This window comes from Lentimicrobium sp. S6 (assembly GCF_013166635.1).
GTDB lineage: Bacteria > Bacteroidota > Bacteroidia > Bacteroidales > UBA12170 > UBA12170.
This window is the reverse complement of the sequence record NZ_JABKBZ010000062.1, coordinates 1-20,847: the sequence shown is the minus strand read 5'-3', so window position 1 is coordinate 20,847 and position 20,847 is coordinate 1. Positions and strand designations below refer to the sequence as shown.

At 31.5% G+C, this 20,847-nt stretch carries 20 protein-coding genes; all 20 read left to right on the top strand.

Going from position 1 to position 20,847, the window contains the following annotated elements:
* The first annotated feature begins 8 nt into the window (after window positions 1-8).
* The 20 genes from HNS40_RS17060 to HNS40_RS16965 all read left to right on the top strand — a co-directional run bounded on the left by HNS40_RS17060 (window position 9) and on the right by HNS40_RS16965 (window position 20,557).
* A complete protein-coding gene (locus HNS40_RS17060; protein WP_172283074.1) occupies window positions 9-1,742 on the top strand; it encodes a S41 family peptidase in 1,734 nt (577 codons plus the stop codon).
* A 215-nt stretch (window positions 1,743-1,957) separates the two neighbouring features.
* Window positions 1,958-2,842 (top strand): PD40 domain-containing protein, encoded by an 885-nt coding sequence (locus tag HNS40_RS17055; protein ID WP_172283073.1) that lies wholly within the window; start codon window positions 1,958-1,960, stop codon window positions 2,840-2,842.
* A gap of 65 nt (window positions 2,843-2,907) precedes the next feature.
* Window positions 2,908-3,408: a tetratricopeptide repeat protein gene (locus HNS40_RS17050; protein ID WP_172283072.1), complete on the top strand. Its 501-nt coding sequence runs from the start codon at window positions 2,908-2,910 to the stop codon at window positions 3,406-3,408.
* A 209-nt stretch (window positions 3,409-3,617) separates the two neighbouring features.
* Window positions 3,618-4,622: a dipeptidase gene (locus HNS40_RS17045; RefSeq protein ID WP_172283071.1), complete on the top strand. Its 1,005-nt coding sequence runs from the start codon at window positions 3,618-3,620 to the stop codon at window positions 4,620-4,622.
* Between the two features lie 100 nt (window positions 4,623-4,722).
* Entirely contained in the window at window positions 4,723-5,961 is a 1,239-nt protein-coding gene (locus tag HNS40_RS17040; protein WP_172283070.1) for an SMP-30/gluconolactonase/LRE family protein, read from the top strand.
* A gap of 50 nt (window positions 5,962-6,011) precedes the next feature.
* A complete protein-coding gene (locus HNS40_RS17035) occupies window positions 6,012-7,088 on the top strand; it encodes a S41 family peptidase (RefSeq protein WP_172283069.1) in 1,077 nt (358 codons plus the stop codon).
* Between the two features lie 34 nt (window positions 7,089-7,122).
* A complete protein-coding gene (locus HNS40_RS17030; RefSeq protein WP_172283067.1) occupies window positions 7,123-8,172 on the top strand; it encodes a sialidase family protein in 1,050 nt (349 codons plus the stop codon).
* A gap of 9 nt (window positions 8,173-8,181) precedes the next feature.
* Window positions 8,182-9,216 carry a PD40 domain-containing protein gene (locus HNS40_RS17025; RefSeq protein WP_172283066.1) on the top strand — a complete coding sequence of 345 codons (1,035 nt, stop codon included), beginning with the start codon at window positions 8,182-8,184 and terminating at the stop codon, window positions 9,214-9,216.
* A 9-nt stretch (window positions 9,217-9,225) separates the two neighbouring features.
* Window positions 9,226-9,723, top strand: coding sequence for an SUMF1/EgtB/PvdO family nonheme iron enzyme (locus HNS40_RS17020; RefSeq protein WP_172283064.1), 498 nt, complete (start codon window positions 9,226-9,228; stop codon window positions 9,721-9,723).
* Between the two features lie 13 nt (window positions 9,724-9,736).
* Complete coding sequence (locus HNS40_RS17015; RefSeq protein WP_172283086.1) at window positions 9,737-10,030, top strand: SUMF1/EgtB/PvdO family nonheme iron enzyme; 294 nt, start codon at window positions 9,737-9,739, stop codon at window positions 10,028-10,030.
* A gap of 40 nt (window positions 10,031-10,070) precedes the next feature.
* Window positions 10,071-11,324, top strand: a complete 1,254-nt coding sequence (locus HNS40_RS17010; RefSeq protein WP_172283063.1) for an SMP-30/gluconolactonase/LRE family protein — start codon at window positions 10,071-10,073, stop codon at window positions 11,322-11,324.
* Between the two features lie 8 nt (window positions 11,325-11,332).
* Window positions 11,333-12,319, top strand: coding sequence for an SMP-30/gluconolactonase/LRE family protein (locus tag HNS40_RS17005; protein ID WP_172283062.1), 987 nt, complete (start codon window positions 11,333-11,335; stop codon window positions 12,317-12,319).
* 27 nt (window positions 12,320-12,346) lie between these two features.
* Window positions 12,347-13,384: a sialidase family protein gene (locus HNS40_RS17000; RefSeq protein WP_172283060.1), complete on the top strand. Its 1,038-nt coding sequence runs from the start codon at window positions 12,347-12,349 to the stop codon at window positions 13,382-13,384.
* 3 nt (window positions 13,385-13,387) lie between these two features.
* Window positions 13,388-14,395 carry a hypothetical protein gene (locus HNS40_RS16995; RefSeq protein WP_172283059.1) on the top strand — a complete coding sequence of 336 codons (1,008 nt, stop codon included), beginning with the start codon at window positions 13,388-13,390 and terminating at the stop codon, window positions 14,393-14,395.
* Between the two features lie 15 nt (window positions 14,396-14,410).
* Window positions 14,411-15,187 carry an alpha/beta hydrolase gene (locus HNS40_RS16990; protein ID WP_172283057.1) on the top strand — a complete coding sequence of 259 codons (777 nt, stop codon included), beginning with the start codon at window positions 14,411-14,413 and terminating at the stop codon, window positions 15,185-15,187.
* Window positions 15,174-16,010: an MBL fold metallo-hydrolase gene (locus HNS40_RS16985; RefSeq protein ID WP_172283055.1), complete on the top strand. Its 837-nt coding sequence runs from the start codon at window positions 15,174-15,176 to the stop codon at window positions 16,008-16,010. The genes HNS40_RS16990 and HNS40_RS16985 overlap by 14 nt, the downstream gene beginning before the upstream one ends.
* Window positions 16,000-16,863, top strand: a complete 864-nt coding sequence (locus HNS40_RS16980) for a polysaccharide deacetylase family protein (RefSeq protein WP_172283054.1) — start codon at window positions 16,000-16,002, stop codon at window positions 16,861-16,863. The genes HNS40_RS16985 and HNS40_RS16980 overlap by 11 nt, the downstream gene beginning before the upstream one ends.
* Before the next feature lie 8 nt (window positions 16,864-16,871).
* Entirely contained in the window at window positions 16,872-18,374 is a 1,503-nt protein-coding gene (locus tag HNS40_RS16975; RefSeq protein ID WP_172283052.1) for a serine hydrolase, read from the top strand.
* A gap of 545 nt (window positions 18,375-18,919) precedes the next feature.
* The gene (locus tag HNS40_RS16970) at window positions 18,920-19,351 is read left to right on the top strand and encodes a hypothetical protein (protein WP_172283051.1); all 432 of its coding nucleotides are present in this window, start codon (window positions 18,920-18,922) and stop codon (window positions 19,349-19,351) included.
* 273 nt (window positions 19,352-19,624) lie between these two features.
* Window positions 19,625-20,557 carry a hypothetical protein gene (locus HNS40_RS16965; RefSeq protein WP_172283049.1) on the top strand — a complete coding sequence of 311 codons (933 nt, stop codon included), beginning with the start codon at window positions 19,625-19,627 and terminating at the stop codon, window positions 20,555-20,557.
* Window positions 20,558-20,847 lie beyond the last annotated feature (290 nt).

The window sequence follows — 20,847 nt, the reverse complement described above, 5'->3', positions numbered from 1 at the left end:
AACAAATTATGAAAATAGGCAAACTTAAATTCAACATTACTTTAATTATCTTTTCCATTTTTGCCCTTCAGCCCCTTTTTTCTCAGCAAAAAATTAATTGGGAAGAAGACTTAGATTATCTGAAGAATTATCTAGAAATTGTTCATCCTGCACTACATGCCTATGTTACAGAAGAAGCGTTTGATAATCATTTTAACTATATTAGAGATAATTGTAAGACACTAGATGATGTAGAAATTGTAACTCGAATCGTTGAGCTTGTTGCAATGATTCAGGATGGACATACTGGAGTTGCCTACGATAATAAAGAAAATGAATATATAGCAGGTCTTATTCATAAGTATCCCTTATTACTATACAAATTTACAGATGGTTTATATGCGATTTGGGCCGATAATGAGTATAAAGAAATTGTGGGTAAAAGATTATTAAGAATTGGAAATTTTGAAGCTGATGAAGCCCTCAAACAAATTATGCGCCTAAATAATGGAGATAATGAGTGGGGTAAAATTCAATACCTTCCAGTTATTCAGGAGTTCTTGCAATATACAGGGGTGCTGGATAAATCTTCTAGCCTACTTAAATTTGTATATGAAGATGAGAATGGGAATGAATCTTATTTGGAGATGGACAATCCTAAATCTGCCCTTGATTTTTATTCTCCTTCAAGAATTTTTGGACTGAATGACAGTGCAGTAACATCGATGAATGATAATAGTACTCGCCCCTTGCCTTTATATCTTAGTCATATTACTAAAGAATATGGAGGATACACAGGAGAATTTTATTGGTATGAGTACTTACCGAAGAAGAAAACTATGTATGTGAACGTAAGTTTGTGTATACACAAAGATGACGATCCCTTTGATGCTTTTTACAAACGCATGTTTAAAGAATTCGACAGTTTGCAAGCCGAAAATTTAATTGTTGATATCCGTTTAAACGGAGGCGGTCAGCATTATGAAATGCCTCTCATTAAGGGAATTATTGATCGTCCGCATATTGATACAGAAGACAACTTATCCTTAATCATTGGTAGACGGACTATTTCAGCATCCGAACATTTTGCAACACAAATGGAAATTTATACCAATGCTACCATATATGGCGAACCTACTTCAGCCAGGCCTAATATGGTTGGTTCTAATACATGGTTTACTCTTCCTTCCAGTAAACTAAAATGTAGAACTGCTCAAAATTATACTCAAGATTCTGAATATTGGGATTTTCGATTAATGACCAAACCGGATTTTTATGCACAGCTTTCGTCTGAAGATTATAAAAATAATTTGGATCCGGTATTGTCAAGAATATTTATGTATGACTCTTTAGTAAAGGTAAGAGAAGAATTACGTTTAGCTTTACAGGAAGGGTATAATAAGGGAGGAATAGCAGGATTAAAAAATGCTTTTAATAATCATAAAAGTAAATGTGTTGAATTTGGAATTAATTTCGAATCCTTCTTCTTAGAAGATTTCTGGCAGTGGGTTAATGAAAATAAAAAAGAAGTCGCTGATTATATGAAATATATCAAATTTGTTGTAGATGAATTACCAAATTCGGTACTTGCAAATTATACTTATGCAAGGGTTGCACACTTTAGGGATAAGAATGAAGAAGCAAAAAAGTATTACATAAAGTGTCTTGAGTTACACCCGGCACATAGTAGGGCCATTAAATATTTTAATTTATTGAAGCTTCATGAAGGTCTTGATAATGAAGTAACGAATTATGGCTATTAGTAATGACACGGATAGAATAATATATAGACTAATAGGTAAAATGATGCTAATAGATGGTAGAATTGTCAAAAAACATATGATGATAATAAAATATGAGATTGTTACTTTTTTATACCAATCTATAGCAAACATATAAAAAAAGCAAAATGAGAAAAATAGAATTTTCAATTTTAATATCATTGATAATTTCATGCTCGGCATTTTCGCAGGGAAAAATGAAAAAATATCTTGGACAAACACCTCCAGGACTCACTGCAGAATTATTCTACGGTGGTGAATTAGTTGAACATGAAAAGGGTGAAAGAAGGAGTTTTAATATTGCTTTCTCTCCTGATGGGAAAGAAATGTTTTTCTCTTACTATAAGGGAACTAAAGAAAAACCGCACCCCGAATATGAAATTAAAACTTTCAAGCTTATTAATAATAAATGGGTTGGACCTGAAACTGCATCTTTTTCAGGTGTTTTTTCTGATGTCGATATTAACTTTTCCCCAGATGGCAAATATATCTTCTTTGCCTCAGATAGACCACAATCACATTCTGCAGATCTTGATATATATTACTCAGTGAAGACGGAAGATGCTTGGTCAGATCCGATCTATGCTGGTACAAATATCAATACCATCGAGAGCGAAGTTTATCCGTCACTTTCAAAAAAAGGAAATATTTTCTTTCGTTCAATGAAATCGGGGGGCTACAGTGGTTCCGATTTATACAGAGCAGAGTGGGTTAATGGTAATTTCATAAATGTGAAAAACCTAGGCCCCAACGTGAATTCACCGTATGGACAAAGCAATGCCGTTATTGCACCCGACGAAAGTTATATTCTACTCTGTACTTCCAGACCAGAAGAAGGCGATATAGGACATATTTATATCTCATTTCAGATGGGTGATAATATCTGGACGAAAGCTATAAGTTTAGGATCAGAAGTAAATACTGAAGCTGGGGCTGGCTCGCCAACACTAACTCCAGATGCTAAGTATCTCATTTTTAAAAAAGGATCAGGAATCAATCGTGGTATCTATTGGATAAGCATGGAGATTATTGAAAATTTAAAGCCGCTAGAACTGAAGAACATTACCAAACATAAAAAGTAAATCAACTCAAATAAAAATGAATAACAATATGGAAAAAACAAATTAAAAATTGGGAATCTCGATTAATGACAAAACCGGATGTATATGCACAGCTTTCGTCTGAAGATTATAAAAATAATTTTGACCCGGTGTTGTCAAGAATATTTATGTATGACTCAATTGTAAAGGTAAGAGAAGAACTACGTTTAGCTTTGCAAGAAGGTTATAATAAGGGAAGAATTGAAGGATTAAAAAATGCTTTTTATAATCATAAAAGTAGATGTGTTGAATTTGGAATTAATTTCGAGTCATTCTTCTTAGAAGATTTCTGGAGGTGGGTTTATGATAATAAAAAAGAAGACACTGATTATCTGAAATATATCAAATTTGTAGTAGATGAATTACCAAATTCTGTACTTGCAAATTACACTTATGCAAGGAGTGCACACTATAGAGATAAGAATGAAGAAGCAAAAAAGTATTACCGAAAGTGCTTAGAGTTAAACCCAGCACATAGTAATGCCATTAAATACTATAATTTATTGATGTTTCATGAGAACTATGAAATTAAGAACTATGGTCAGTAATAAGTCAATTTGAAAATATTGAAAAATATTATTTTACAATGGTTTTGTAATCTTAAGTAATAATTGAAATTTATTATAAAAAAAGCTTAATTAGAAATAAGAAATGAGATTTAAGAATGATTAAAAACAAGGCACATACAATAAAATGTAAATCATTAAAAAGCTTCATACTTTTGGTCCTTGTGTCCATATTAACAAACCGTCATAATATGAAAAAATATCTTTGTTTAATAAGCATTTTAACTGTTGTAATGTATTTTGAGATTCAAGGCCAAGCTACAATCGATAGCACTAATGATTCTATTTTTGTACTTGATGCTCACTCACATCATGGATTTCCAAAACTGGAAGAAACTGATATTGATTCAGATATGGCTTACTTAAAAAATCTAGGTTATAATGCTATTGTTTTTCTACTTCCACAGGATAGGACAAACACAAATGAATTATTAGTTGAAGATATTGCCGAAGATATACAGAGTATTAGACAACTTTCAATTCAAGGAAATAGTTTTCATGTGTTTGAATCGTCTAAAGAGTTAGAGGCCAATTTGGATTCAGATAAAATATCTTGTCTGTTTGCAATAGAATATTTTCATGGAATTTTTGATGATAGTCTATCAGTTATTCAAAAATATAAAGATTTAGGGATTGAATATATTACCCTAATCAATAATGAACATGATGAGCTATTCATGAGTTCTAAAGGAAGTTCTAAATTAACTGATTTCGGGAAGAATGTCATAAAAAAAATGAATGACCTTGATTTGAAAATTGATATTTCACACCTTACTGAAGGTGAAATGCTTGAAGTTATAAATTACTCAAAAGTTCCTATTATTGCTTCGCATGCAAATGCTAAACAAATTGCCTCATTGGATTACAATTTAACAAATGAAGTATTGGAGGCACTTAAAAGAAATCATGGATTAGTCCTAGTTTCATTCAATACGAATGGATTATATTCAAAGGATAATCATATTAAGGCTGAGATAGAACAACTTGCTGATCACATTGATTATATAAAATCAGTGATCGGTATTAATCTAGTAGGGATAGGATCTGATTTCCAGGCTTATGGTAAATATGTACCATCTGGACTTACTAAAAAAGAAACCTTTATTGAGTTAAAAGATCTTTTAATTGAAAGAGATTATTCATTAACCGAAATAGAATTAATTTTCTTCAGAAATTATTTGAATTTCATGAAATAAATCACTGTACACAACAAGCAAGTAAGGCTTTATAATACTTTGTATTTGTATCGTTGGGGCGTATAAAGCAAATCATAATGTCACAAATAAAATGATAAATATGAAAACAGTAAAATTTTACTTCTTAGGGGTCATGCTATTAGCTTTCTTTAATCCTGTTATTGGACAGATCGAGAACTTTAGAGAAAATCAAAAGAAAGCATTTTCCGCCAACTCAACTGAGGAGTGTCAATCCTCTCTAAAATTTTGCAATGAAGTACTAAAAGTTGTTCCCAATCATCCTCTAGCAAATTATTTGTCAGCTCGATTGAATGCATTATTGGGGAATGAGGATGTTGCTTTGAAACATTTGAAAGAAGCAACAAAATTGGGTTATACAACAAAATTGCCATTCAATAATATCCATCAATTGAATGATTCTGCATTTATTACTCTGAGAGAAAAGGAAGGATTTAACCATATAATTGGAGCACTGGAAAATTCCGAGAAACCAATACATAAAAGTCAAATAGCTTTTACCATTAGCGATAAAGAATTAGTTCCCGAAGGTATTACTTATGACCCGATTGAAAAAATGTTCTATCTGGGAAGTGAGACTAAACATAAAATTGTAAAAGTGGATCAGAAAGGCAATAGTGTTGATTTTACTACAGACGGACAGGATGGATTAAGTATGGTATTGGGAATACATATAGATCCGGTCCGTCGCATTTTGTGGGCTTGCTCATATAAAGAAACAGGTACTGGAGTATTTAAATACGATCTTCCATCAGGAACATTGATCAAAAAGTATATATTACCTCCAAATGGTATTAGACGTGAATTTAACGATCTTGTAATTCATCCTAATGGAGATGTTTATATCACTGCCCCTGGTAATAAAGCTATTTATATGATATCTCAAGGTTCAGATTCTTTGGAGTTGTTTTTAAGGAGTGAATTGTTTATTTCCCCTAATGGAATAACTTTATCAAAAGATGGTAGTACCATTTATTTTTCTGATGTTAAAATTGGGATTTATAGCCTAGATATAAAAACAAAATCTTTTAAACTCTTAACAATTGAACCAAGTTTCAGCACCATTGGAATTGATGGTTTATATTTTGTAAATAATAAACTTTATGCTGTCCAAATAGTGTTAAACCAAATTTGCATGTTTTCTCTTAATAAGGATGCTTCTCACATAGAAAGCTGCGAAATTTTGGAAAGAAATGGCCCATATCTGGATAAACCAACCACAGGAGTGATTGTGGATAATTATTTTTATTTTATTGCTGATACTCAAGGTAAAGGTGATAAGCTCGGAGAAGTAATTATTATGAAAGCTTCGATCAAATAAAGCACAATGATGAAGAATAACAATAAATTATCAACTAAATATAAAGCGACATGAATAGAATAATTTACCTATCAACTATTATTTTCTTGAGCATGTTTTTGCCAAATAATTTGAAGGCACAGGAAATCCAAATTACAAATGAATATAAAGAAAATACAATCAAAGAAATCTCAGTCTTAATAAGGAGAAATTACGTATTAAAGGAAAAAAGGAATGATATTGCGTCAAAATTATCTAAAATATATCAGGAAAGGCTATACGACACTATTAAGACTGCTTATAGCTTCGCATATCAGTTTACAAGTGATCTATATGAGATTAGTAATGATGGTCATTTTGCAATAATGTATGATCCCTCAAGAGTTGCTGAAATGAGGATTGAAGATGATGATGAACCAAATAAAGAAGAGTTAAAATTATTAGAAGAATCTCAAAAAAGAAGATTGGAGGAAAGAAAAAGGAATAATTTTGGATTTAAGAAAGTTGAAATTCTAAGCGGTAATATTGGGTATTTGGATTTTCGATCATTCAGAAGCGACTCACTTGCTTTAGAAACTGCTCATGGAGCAATGAGCTTTTTATCTAATTCGGATGCTTTAATCATTGATTTGAGAAAAAATCATGGAGGAAGTGCCGCAATGCTTAAATTGTTAGCGAGTTATTTCTTTGACGAAACACCTATTCTTCTTGGAGAGATTTATAATGGACTTTCTGATGAAACTCAACAGTTTTGGACAAATCCAGACATTGCACAGTATAAAATACCTGAAATAGATTTATATATACTTATAAGCAAAAAGACATATTCGGCTGCTGAAGAATTTGCTTACGATCTTCAGCAATTGAAAAGAGCAACAATAGTGGGAGAACATAGTGGTGGTGGTGCACATATGGTTACAGAAATGATTATTAATGATGATTTCTATATTTTTATGCCTTTTGCAGGGGCAATAAATCCAATTACAAAATCAAATTGGGAAGGAGTAGGTGTATTACCAGATTATGAAGTAAGCGCAGAGAAGGCACTAATTACTTCTCGTATTCTGATTTTACAAAAGTTTATAAATGAAACGTCAGATGAAGAATATAAAAAGAAATTAGAAACATTACTTATTGATTTAAAATAATATCGATTGTATAATTTCAATTTCCATACACAATATGAAAAAGAATTTAATGTTATATAGCCTTATTTTAATCCTAGGATCAATATTGATTTCCTGTAATCAGGATAAAACAAATGAACCTGAAAATGAATCAAAATTTAATAAACTAAGCGGCCCTTATTTGGGTCAGAAACCACCAGGGATGAAAGCGGAACTTTTTGCTCCTGATTTGTTTTCAACTGAAGGCGATCATGGAGGTATAACTTTTTCTGCAGATGGCATGGAATTTAGTAATACAATTTCTACTATGATAGGGCAATCCCTTGTAGAACCAACAGGAGCATTTGAAAAACTTTTCATGATGTATTCACATGTAGAAAACGGTCACTGGACAGAGCCAGAAGAATTCTCATTTACACCTGCTAGCCGGTCACATTATTATCTGTTTTTTAGCCCTGATGGAAAGAAGATTTATTTTAATTCATATAGATACAAAACAAACCCACCTGATAAGTCTTCCTCATTTATATGGTACTCTGAAAGACAGACTGGTGACAACTGGCAATGGAGTGAGCCAAAGCAAATTGATTTTGGAAAAGATTATTACAACGAATATGGTCTAGGCGGGATATATCCTTCTGTAGCATCCAATGGTAATCTTTATTTTTGTCATGCCACAAATAGACCTCCGAGTCTTTTTATGAGTAGATATGAAAATGGCAATTATTCTCTTCCTGAAGAATTAGATGGTGCACTTAATGAATTTGATGGAGCACATCCATACATAGCACCAGATGAAAGTTATATTATTTTTGATAACAAAGATCTATTTATAAGTTTCCGTGATAAAAATGGTATGTGGATGAAACCACAAAATTTGGGCAAGAGTGTAAATACGGTATATGATGAGAGACGGCCTTTTGTTTCTTTTGATGGAAAATATTTATTCTTTGCCAGCAATAGGATAAATCCTGAACTTCCCAATGAGCCAATAACATTAAAAAAATTACAAAAATTAATAAACCTTCCAACCAATGGATCCAGACATCTTTATTGGGTAGATGCAAAAATCATTGATGATTTAAAACCACAACATTTAAAATAAAGTATAGTTATGAAAAAGAGTTTAGAATTATTATGTGTCATTTTAATACTAGGATCAATATTGATTTCCTGTAATCAGGATAAAACAAACGATCCTGAAAATGAATCAAAATTTACTAAGTTGAGTGGTGCTTATTTAGGACAGAAACCACCGGGTTTAACACCTGAAATTTTTGCAAAAAATATTATTTCAAGTCCCTTTAACGATAATGGTACACCAACTTTTTCTCCTGATATGAACGAAGTATATTGGTCAGTTACTTATGTTAGAGGCACTCCAGAAGTTATTCTATACAAGAAAAAAATCAACAATGAATGGACAGAGGCCCAAGTGGCAGACTTTTCAGGTCAATACAATGATGGGAGTCCTTTTCTTTCACCAGACAATAGCAAGCTGTTTTTTCATTCGAACCGACCGATAAATGGTAAAGGTGAACCTAAAGATTTTGATATTTGGTATGTAAATAGGACTAAAGATGGATGGAGTGAGCCTATAAATGCTGGTAAAAATGTGAATACTGAAAAAAGAGAATGGTATCCAACTATTTCAAAGAAAGGAACATTATACTTTACTTCATTCCATGAAGGCTATGTTTATGATATTGGTATTTTTAAATCAAATATGATTGAAAATACGTTTTCAGAAAGAATGGTTTTAGGTGAGAAAATCAATTCAAAAAAAGGATATAACTTCTGCGCTTTTATTGAACCCAATGAAGAGTTTCTTTTACTATGCTCTGGTCGTGATGGGCAGGAATTTGACGATTTATACTGTAGTTTTAAAAATGAAGACAACTCTTGGTCAGATCCCATAATATTTAATCCAAGTATTAATGCCGAGAGCAACGAACGCTCTCCACGTATTTCTGCTGATGGGCGTTATATGTTTTTTACTAGAATACGTAATATTGACAAAAAAACATATTATGAAGTACCTCAGTCGTTAAAAGACCTCAACAATAATTATTGTACAATGGATAATTATGATATTTATTGGGTAGACGCAAAAATCATTGATGATTTAAAACCACAACATTTAAAATAAAGTATAGTTATGAAAAAGAGTTTAGAATTATTATGTGTCATTTTAATACTAGGATCAGTTTTGATTTCCTGTAATCAGAATAAAAAATCAAACAAAGTATTTGTTAAAGGAGGTACCTTTGAAATGGGAGCTGTGGATACAAATACTAGTCATATACCATATTGTGAAATGCCTATACATAAAGTAACCGTAAGTGACTTTTATATAGGGAAATATGAAGTCACTGTAGGAGAGTTTAAAAAATTTATCGATGCTACAGGATATATAACTGATGCTGAAAAAGCTGATAGCTGTTATGTTTGGGATGAAGGATGGAAAAAGAAACAAGGTATTACTTGGGAATATGATACTTTTGGTAATAAAATTAGTAGTTCAGATTACAATCATCCAGTATTTAATGTATCATGGTTTGATGCAAAAGCTTATTGCGAATGGGTAGGAGGTCGATTACCAACAGAGGCAGAGTGGGAATATGCAGCGCGAGGTGGAATAAAAAGTAAAGCATAGTGGAAGCAATAATATAGATGATGTTGCCTGGCTTATTAATGACAAGAAGACAAGGCCGGTAGGAACGAAACTACCTAATGAATTAGGAATTTATGATATGTCAGGAAATTTATGGGAATGGGTCAGCGATTATTATGATAAGTATACTGGCGATGCGCAAATTAATCCTACAGGTCCAGCTATTGGAACAGATCGAGTACATCGTGGAGGCAGTTGGGATAATCAGGTAAGAGTTACCTACCGTCATCCACACGGTGAACTGGACGCTGCTTGTGATATTGGTTTTCGTGTTGTATATTCTAAGTAAAATATTTCAAAAATAAAATTGAACTAATAATAAAGATATTATGAAAAGAACTGCAACACCAAAAATTGTTTTACTGATTATAGGTATTTTAATTATTTCTTGCTTAACTGGATTTGGACAAGTTGACAATAATTATATGGATAATTGGAGGAAAGCATTTGAAGCCAAGTCTGTTGCCGAATGTCAGTCCTCACTAAAATTTTGCAATGAGGCATTAAAAGATGTCCCTGATCATCCGGTACTAAATTACCTTGCTGCTCGCCTTAATGCCCAATTGGGTAATAGTGAATTAGCTCTTGAACAGTTAAAAAAAGCAACTGAACTTGGATATAATTCGAAAATGCTATTTCATGAAAAGCATCAATTGAATGACTCTGCCTTTATTGGACTGCGACAAAAACAGGAATTTAAGGAAATAATTAAATTATTAGTAGTAACTGAGAAACCCATTCATAAAAGTCAAATCGCTTTTACTGTAAAAGATAAAAAACTTAATCCCGAAGGGATTACATATGATCCGATAGAGAAAATGTTTTATCTGGGAAGTCTGGACAAAAACAAAATAGTTAAAGTAGACCAATCTGGGAAAAGTGTTGATTTTACCAATGAAAACCAGGATGGATTAGGCAAAGTTATGGGAATCCATGTTGATCCAAGCCGTCGTCATTTATGGGCTGTTTCAGGTGGTGAAAAAATGAAAGAAATATTTAAATACAATATTTCGTCAGGGAAACTAATTAAAAAATACACGGTTCCACCTGCTCTAAAGAAGGCTAAACATTTTTTTAATGATTTGGTCATTCATTCTAATGGAGATGTATTTATCACCGGAAGTTACACAATATTTAAGATACCTCATTCTTCAGATAAACTTGAACTGTTTATAACGGATAATTCATTTGTTGCTTTCAATGGTATTACCCTTTCAGAGGATGAAGAAACAATTTATGTTTCTGATTATTTAATTGGTATCTATAAAATTGATATCACTACTAAATCCTTTTTAATGCTAACTCATGAACCAAATATTAAACCACATGGGGTTGATGGTTTGTATTTTTTAAATAATCAGCTTTATGCTGTTCAGGATGTTTTAAATACTATCGATAGATTTTCTCTAAACACAGAAGGTAATCATATAGAAAGTTGTGAAATTTATGAGAGAAATACGCCATACCTTAATATGCCTACAACTGGCGTACTTGTTGACGATTATTTTTATTTTATTGCTGACACGCAAGCAAAAACCTTTGATCAAACAGGAGTAGTTATTATGAAAGCTTCATTAAAATAAAACACATTATGAAAAATAACTCAACATTACTTTGTTCAATTATGATTGCTGTATTAATCTTTATTTCGTGTAATCAAAAGAAGCAGGAGCAAGAAAATAAGAAAAACAATATTGCTTACCGAATTACGGAAAAAGATCTAATACCAGAAGGAATTACTTATTCACAATCAACCAACTCTTTTTATGTTAGTAGTGTTAAGAAAACTAAGATTATTCAGCTTAATGCAGAAACAGGAAAATTTAAAGATTTTATACCATCGGATTTATTAGAAATGAGGTTTCTTGGAATGATTACAGATGAAAGTAGAAATCATCTTTGGGCTTGTGGGAATTTAGATAAAAATAACATGAGTTATTCTACTATTGCAAAATTTGATTTAAACACTGGAGAATTATTAAAATCATATTTACATATAGATTCAATCCGTTTCATTTATAATGATCTTGTACTGGATAATGATGGGAATATTTATGCTACAAATTCAAGTGGAATGAGTATATACCGAATTGATCAGCAAACGGATTCAATAAATCTCTTCTTTGAAGGAGCTGAAATTGAACGTCCAAATGGAATAACAATTTCACCAGACAACAAATACCTCTATATTGCCTCAAACACTAAGGGTATTAGGATATTAGATATAGAAAATCATAAAACAATTAACCATACCGACAGTTCTCTTATGTCAACCGGAATTGATGGCTTGAAATATTATAAAAATAGTCTTATTGGAATTCAAAATAGTTTTGAGGATCAGAGTAAAACAAAAATATGTAAATATTTCTTAGACGATAAAGGTACAAGTATTACCAATATGAAGATTTTAGACCAAAATAATCCTCATTTTGACATTCCAACCACTTTTGTAATTAATTCCAATCATATCTATTGTTTAGCAAATAGTCAGTTGGGTAATATTGATTATACAACATTCGAAATAGTTGATTTAGAAAAGCTTAATGATGTACTTATTTTGAAATATAAGTTAAATTAATATATAAATAATTCAATAAATAGAAATATGAAAGTGTACTTTAAATTTTTAGTTCTTAGCTTATTTCTGGGATCTATCATGATTTCCTGTAATCAGAATAAAATAAATGATTCTCAAAATGAATTGAAAGACCTAAATCAAGGACCTTATTTGGATATGAAACCTCCGGGTTTGACAGCAGAATTATTTGCCCCTGGAATAGTTTCAACAGGTTTATCAGTAAGATCTATAGCTGTTATGCCCGATGGAAAAGAAATTTACTTTTCAGTTGTAGATGGTAATATACCAATTATTACAATTTGCTTTACCAAGCTGGTTGATGGGAAATGGACAAAACCCGAAGTTGCGCCTTTCGCTACAAATCGAGATTTTTTCTATTTTGAACATCATATTACTCCTGACGGAAAAAAGCTGATGTTCTCAAGTACTAAACCTATTGAAGGAGAACTGGCAAAACCGGGATTCGAAGTTGAGAATATATGGGTAGTGGATAGAGAAGGTAAGGGATGGGGTGAACCATACGATATTGGTTCACCAATAAATACACAACAAATGGATTTTTTCCCATCATCAACTCATGATGGCACCCTTTATTTCAGCCGTCACGGTGAAGGAGGTGAAAATTTAACGATGTATCGAACACAGTTTGTAAATGGTAAATATGCAGAACTTGAAAAATTACCCTTGGAAATTAATGACGGGAAATATAACTCCTTTGCTTACATAGCACCCGATGAGAGTTACCTTGTCTTAAGACATTGGGAAAATAAAGATTCTGTTGAATATTATGTCAGTTTTCGAAACGAAAAAAATGAATGGTCCGAAACAATTAGACTTGATGAAAGGGTAAATCGTCCTAATAGTGTTGGCAATGTAATGTCTGTTTCATCAGACGGAAAATATTTGTTCTTCTTTTCAAAACTGCCAGTTGATATTAATGAATTATTCTCAGGTCCAACAACTTATAAAGACATATTGAATACGTTGACCAGTTCTTCAAATGGAAGTTCTAATATTTATTGGGTAGATGCTAAAATCATTGATGAGTTCAGACCTGAAAATTAAATCATGAAACAAATGAAAATTAAAACACTTTTTTTAGTACTAACAATTGCTATTACGTTCGGCTATTCGTGTTCACAGAGTCAATCCGGAAAGACAGTAGGAGAAGTAGCAGAAAACATTGTCGAAAAAGAGAAAAAAGATACAGTAGATATATTTTACGATTTAAATGCAAACGAAACACTTCCTTTAAAGTTTGAACTTACCGGAGGAAATATCGATGGATATTGGATTCGTCTGCCATACAACTACAATAAGCAAAAACTATGGCCTATCATGGTCTATTTCCATGGAGCTGGCTTGCTTGAAACCGATTTGGATTCTATTCGTAATGCAGGACCTGCTATTTATGCAGCCCGGGATACCAGCCAAGCTGGAGACCTTCGTAATCAGATATTCTCAAATTTTATTATCATCACTCCCCATTTAAAAGGAACAGGTGAAGAATATCCTCTTCTCTGGCCTTCATGGACAAAGGAATTTAAAACTATTGATGCAATCTTGGATACCGTTTTGAATAATTATTCAGGGAATAAGGAAAAAATCTATTTGACAGGATTAAGCCTTGGTGGTGCTGCTAGCTGGCTAATGCCAAATTACCTAAAAACTCCAATTGCAGCAATTGTTCCTGTTTGCGGTTCTCCAGCTGGTTATTATGGAAAAAGTGATCCACGTCCAAAAGAAAAAACTTCGACAGAACCATTTGAGATGTTTAATGCTGTGCCATTTAAAACAATTCCAGCATGGAATACTTGCAATGCCCGTGATGGTTGGCCTACTCGTGTTTTCCAGCAGTTTGCTATTAAAGAAATTGAAGCCTTGGACAATGAAAAATTTCTACGATTATCAACCGTAAAACCAATTGACACTAAATATTTAGAACACAAACGAATTTTTACAAGTTTTGATAAATCGGGTCACGATGCCTGGACTGAAACATATAGCAGTATCCATATTTATAAATGGTTGTTAACATACAGTAAACGTAATGGAGAAATCATCCAAGAATTTTAATTTAAAAATACCAAAATGAAAAAAAATCTTTTAATTATAATTCTATTCTTCTTATGGATTAACAATAGCAATTCGCAAAACACCCCTGACAAAGCGCATAAGAATATAGTGACCAAAACAATCCATTCTGACATACTGAACGAAGACCGTCAAGTCTTTGTTTATATTCCAAACGGAACCAGCGATAAACAATATCCAGTAATTTACCTGCTCGATGGTAAAAGGTCCAAAGTATTTAATGAGCTGATAAAATTCAGTAATACTAATCCTCACATTATAGTAGGTATTACAAATAACGGAAACCGAACCCGTGATATGACGCCCGTTAAAATTAGTTCACGACCAGGTTCTGGAGGGGCTAATCAATTTTTAAATTTTATTTCTACAGAATTGAAGCCATTTATTAATAAAAACTACAATACCAGTTCTAAAAATATTTTGATTGGAGCATCCAATTCAGGATTATTTACAATATACGCTATGCTTACTCAACCTGATGCCTTTTCTGATTATATCTCATTAAGTCCAACAATTGGGTATTGCAGTGATTTTATAACACAAAAAGTTTCCCAATTAAAAGCAAAAGAATGTCTCAATAATAAATCACTTTATATCTTATATGGATTAAGAAATGAGATGACGGAAGTAACCAAATATGTGCCAGAATTTACCACGCTGTTAAAAAATCAGTTCCCTTATCTAAGAATATACAGTGAAGGATTACAAGGTAAAGATCATGTTCCAGTGGAAGGTTTTGTGGGTGGATTAAATTTTGTATATGAAAACAAATAGTAATATGAAAAAGATATTTATACCTTGCCTTTTATTTATTGCATTTATCTCAAATGCCTGTTTTCAGGCTAAACCAGAAAATCACACTGATCTTAAAAATGAAGGTAAAATTGATACCAGAATAAAAGAAATTGATATCTGGCATTTAGGAACGAGCAGTTGGTTAATACAAACCGAAAATCACCTAATTGTATTTGATTATACCGAAAACTCAGAAATTCAAGATTTAAACCATGGTAATATTACTGATAGCATAATTAAAAATAAAGACATTCTTGTTTTTGTGAGTCACCCACACGGAGATCATTATGATCAAACCATTTTCAAATGGGAGAAATCGGCTAAAAGCATTAAATATATTTTTGGATGGAATGAAAAACAAGGCGAAAACTATATTAATTTAATTGCAGGAGACAATTTAATTAGTGATTCTATAAAAATATTTACGGCGGAAGCTGATCATAGTATCGACCAAAAAAATGCAGGAGTTGCGTTTCTAGTTGAAGTAGATGGATTTACCTTTTATCACTCTGGTGATCATGGTCATTTTCGAAAGGAACTTATTCCTATATATACTAAATCAATAGATTCGTTAGCTACGAAAACATCCAACATTGATATTGCATTTGTATATGCTAAATTTTGGGATGGAATTTATTATACAAGCGATAAACTGTTGCCTAAACAGTTATTTCCACAACACCAAGGATTAGAACAATACAATCAATTCAAAAATGAAGCGCAAATAAAAAGGCCTCAGCTAAATGTTAAGTGTGCAAAACTTGGGCAACATTTTCACTATAAACAAGAATATGAAAAATAAAACAATTATACTGTATCTTGCATTCTCATTTCTTTCTTTAATCAGTCTGGCTCAAGAGAATATCTCATTTAAACAAATCGCAATAACTATTGATGATTTACCAACATTGTCGCATGGACTTTTATCAGAAAATGAACAAACAGAATATTTTAATAGAGTATTAAGAATACTTGAAAAACATAATATTAGTGCCTTGGGTTTTGTGGTCGGCAAACTAGTAAATGTAAATAACTCTGAGCTAATTCATAATTTTATAAGCAAAGGACACATTATTGGAAATCATACTTATTATCATTTTGATTTAAACAAAACGGATGCTAATAAATATATTGATGATATTGCAAAGTGTGAAAATAAAATCTCCACATATGATGTTAATAAAAGATATTTTCGCTATCCAATGCTACATAGAGGAGACGAAATTTTAAAAAAAGATTCTGTAATTCTTTATCTTAAAAATAATGCATATTCAATTGTACCTGTTAGTATCGATACTGATGAAGTTAGTTATAATCTAGATTATGTTAAAGCTTATGCAAATAATGATACTTTACAAATGCTAATTATCGGCAATGACTATATTAATCATATGATAGAAAAAACCAATTATTACAATAAATTGGCTGAAACGGTAAATGGCAAACCAATAAAGCATATTCTTTTAATACATATGAATTTTATAAATTCTATTTACTTAGATGAGCTATTAAATTGGTACTCATCAAACAACTGGAGGTTTATTAAAATATCGGAAGCTTTATCTGATCCATTTTATCAAAAAGAAGATAAATATTTAGGCAAAAAAGGTCTTTCTTATATTGAAAGAATTAATTCCCCAACAATAATTAAATAAGTAGTATTATGAAAACAGCAATTACAAGTATTTTATTTTTGTTTTGTTTGGCTTGCAATTCTCAACAAAAATCGAATAATAATGAATCGTCCTCTATATCAAATGGTTCAGTAGAAACAATTTCAAATGATTCAAATCAATTGGATCGAGCTACTAAAATTGGTGAGTTCATTTCAAAAGCTAATGAGTATAAAATATTAAATGGCGCAGTTCAAGTAGTAGAAAAAGATGAAATAATTTATAGTAATGCCATAGGACTTGCAAACATAGAATGGAATATCCCTCATAATATAGATTCCAAATTTAAGCTTGCATCAGTATCAAAGCAATTTACTTGTATGTTGATTCTTCAACTTGTAGATGAAGGAAAAATTAATCTTGATGGAAAGATAACTGATTACTTACCTGATTATCCGGCAGAGCAAGGATCAAAAGTAAGTATTCGAAATTTAATGAGTCACACATCAGGTATCCCAAACTATTCAAGTTTTGATAACTGGTACACCGAACTTTGGGTTAAGGAATATTCTAATAAAGAATTTCTTGATCTATTTAAAAATCTTGACCTCGAGTTTGAACCTGGTTCTCGTTTCAAATATAGCAATTCGGGTTATCGAATATTGGCAACAATTGTTGAAAAAATATATGCCAAACCTTTTGAACAAGTAATGCATGAGAAGATTTTTGAGCCGCTTGACATGACAAATTCCGGATGTCTTGACATTAATACAATTGTGCCGCAAATGGCTTCTCCATATGAATACTGGAAATTCACGTTCACCCGTTCAGATTATTATAATCCAACCACAACTGTAGGTGCTGGTTCAGTATATTCAACTATGAATGACTTATTGAAATGGCACAAAGCTTTAATAAGTAGTACACTAATCTCAAAACAATTGACAGATGAAATGATGAGCAGGCAAATCAATGTACGCAATGATTATGGATATGGTTTTGGGTTATTTGTTGGAAATGTAAATATCAACGGTAATATACATAAATACATAGGTCATACAGGAGCATATGCAGGCTTTCATAGTCTTTATGCCTGGTTTCCTCAAAGCGAACGTTTTATCATAATGATGAATAATACAGGGTATACCAAATTAGGTTTTATTCGAAATGAGATAATGAATATTCTAGATGGTAATGATTATCAAATTCTGCCAGAGTTATCTGTTTTGATGTCTGATGCAGGTTCTATAGCTGAAATAGAGGAATTGATTTCAAAGTACAAAATTAATCCAGAAGAGTTTAAGTGTAGTGATAAGCAACTTAGCCGCTTAGGACATAAGCTTATTTTAGAAGATAAAACAGAAGAAGGGCTTCTTGTCTTGGAATTTAACGGTGAAATATTTTCAGAATCCTCCTCTTCGCACCAGAAATTAGGATGGGCTTATAGTAAATTGGGGCAATTTGAAAAAGCAAAAAAAGAACTTAAACGATCTCTTGAGTTAGACCCTGAAAATGAAGAAGCTGAAGCTATATTGATAAAAATAAAGAATTAAATACAAGATAAGTTTGGAACCATAAAATCTAGATAAGATGGAGAATTATACTAAATACGTTTGGTAACAATATATAAAAATAATAGCCGAGATAGTAGTGAATTCAAGAGTTTTAGGCTGCTTCAACTTATCTGTTACTTGACAGGAAAGTGCCACGTAGTCGCCTACTATTCTTATACTCAACGTTATGGGCAATACAACCATAAAAATACGTTTGACTATTTTCGCTAACGAATGTTGAAATAATGGTTTGAAGTATATAAAACTGAAAAATACTAATTGATTGAAAATAAAATAATTAACTTTGACATTAGTTGGAATTAACGGAAAACGAAAAATAGTCAGCAAAGCAACCGACTAAAATCGTAAAAAAAATAAAAATAGACTGACAGAAAATAACCGTACATAAATTAAACATAATGGGATAAGAATTTGACCTGACCAATCCCGAAAAAAAGGTAGGGCGAAAGTGGAGACCAGAACCCACTCAAAAAACGGGGCGAAACCGAAAAGCCTTAAGAGTAGGAAAAATTAAATTTATAGAAATGAAAAAAGTTAATAATTATTTAGGTGTCCTCGGCGGATTATTAATGTTAATTGGTGTATTATTCAATTCTTTGCATTATCCTGGTGCGGATATATTAATTTTAGTAAGCGGCGTATTGGGAATACTATACTTTATTCTATCTGTATTTTCTGTAGATTCAACTACTTCTACGCCTTGTGCAAAAATTGCAGAGTACTTTATTCCAATCACAATGATTGTTTTTCTAACTTCATTTGTATTTAAAGTTCTGCATTGGCCTGGTGGTAGTGTTTTGGTATCCATATCAACATGGATGTTTATTTTATCTTCATTATTACTCTTGTTAAGCATACTAATGAATAAAGACAAGCAATTTATTAGTCTTAACAAAGTTGTTTTTGCTATAATTTATTTAATACCTGTTTTAGTGTTTATTAGCAAACCATTTTAATTAATTACATATTATATCAGCAGGACGTGTTTTAATTATAAATAAGACATTATTTCTGTTAATCAATATGAGTAAGAAAAAAAGCCCATAACAAAGGCTATACGTAATTTGGGTAACGTGCTAATATTGAAGTTTATAGCATCAAATAAAATTAGTGGTAAATTGAAAATTAATCGTTTCAAAATCCCAAACTACGCATAGCCAAACCGTTGTGTACAATTTTTATAATTATCCCATTGAACTTGAAATAAAGAAAAAAGAAATAATTAGAGTATGAAATCATTATTTATATTTTCAACGATCATTTTGAATCTGTGCTTAATTGGAAGAAGTCAAAATAATTTAGAAGAATTTAATTTGAAAGGTGAAGTTAGAAGCATTAAGACAACTAAGAGTTTTGCAGTTACAGATTCTTTGGGAAAAGATTTGTATATACCAGAACAAACCTCTCTTAGTACATTTAATAAAAATGGAAATTTAATTAGAGAAGAAATTGATAAAATAATTCCCAATGTTAAAACCACAACGATAATTAATTATAAGTATAATAGCAATGATAAATTAATTGAAATAGTAGAAAAAGATTCAAGTTATTGTTTTAAAACAGATTACAATATTCCAGGTTACAAATACGCTAGACCATATGATGAAAATTGGAGTGATGTGGAAAAACAAAAAACAATATTTAGATACAACAGTAATAATCAACGGATAATTAAATATAATTACCCTGAAAATTTATTAAGGGATTCGACAATTTATGAATATGATGATAAAAACAATTTAATTAAGGAAACAAAATATTACTTAAAATCAGAGGGCTATTGGTATACAAAATACAAATATGATAATAACAATAGATTAATTGAAAAGAATAGTGGGGATAAAGAAAGGTTATATACTAAGAACATTTATGAATATGATATAAAAGGAAGAATAATTGAAGACTCAACATACATATTCCATGAACCTTTAGTTAGTTACCTTAATAGCGTTTCAGCGATTGGGTATAGCTACAACAACAATAATGAAGTTATTGAAAGTACAGAAACTAGTAGTATGGGCTCAAATACAATTTCAAATTCTTACAAATATGAAGATTTTGATATTTATGGGAATTGGACTAAAAAAGTGGAGTCGTTTGACAATATGCCTGTTCAACTCATCAATTTTTTGTACAAGAGAGAAATTGAATATTATGAATAAATAATCGACAATTTTTATAATATCAAATAAAACTGTACACAACAATTAAGCATCGTTTTCAGCCCTAAGCCGTGGAGCTAAGCATTTACTTATGGCCAAGAGGGGCTGAATATGTGCTGTGTGTTGAACGTAAACCGGCAACGAAGCCGTAAAGCCTACCTTATATATTGTGGAATCAATTTGGGCAATGATATCTCCACAGCTCTTGTGTAGTTATTTTTTTTCAATTTTTTTCTAGCAAATCTTAGAAGTATTCAAGAGCTTTTCTGTTTTTTGATTTTAGCAGGGCC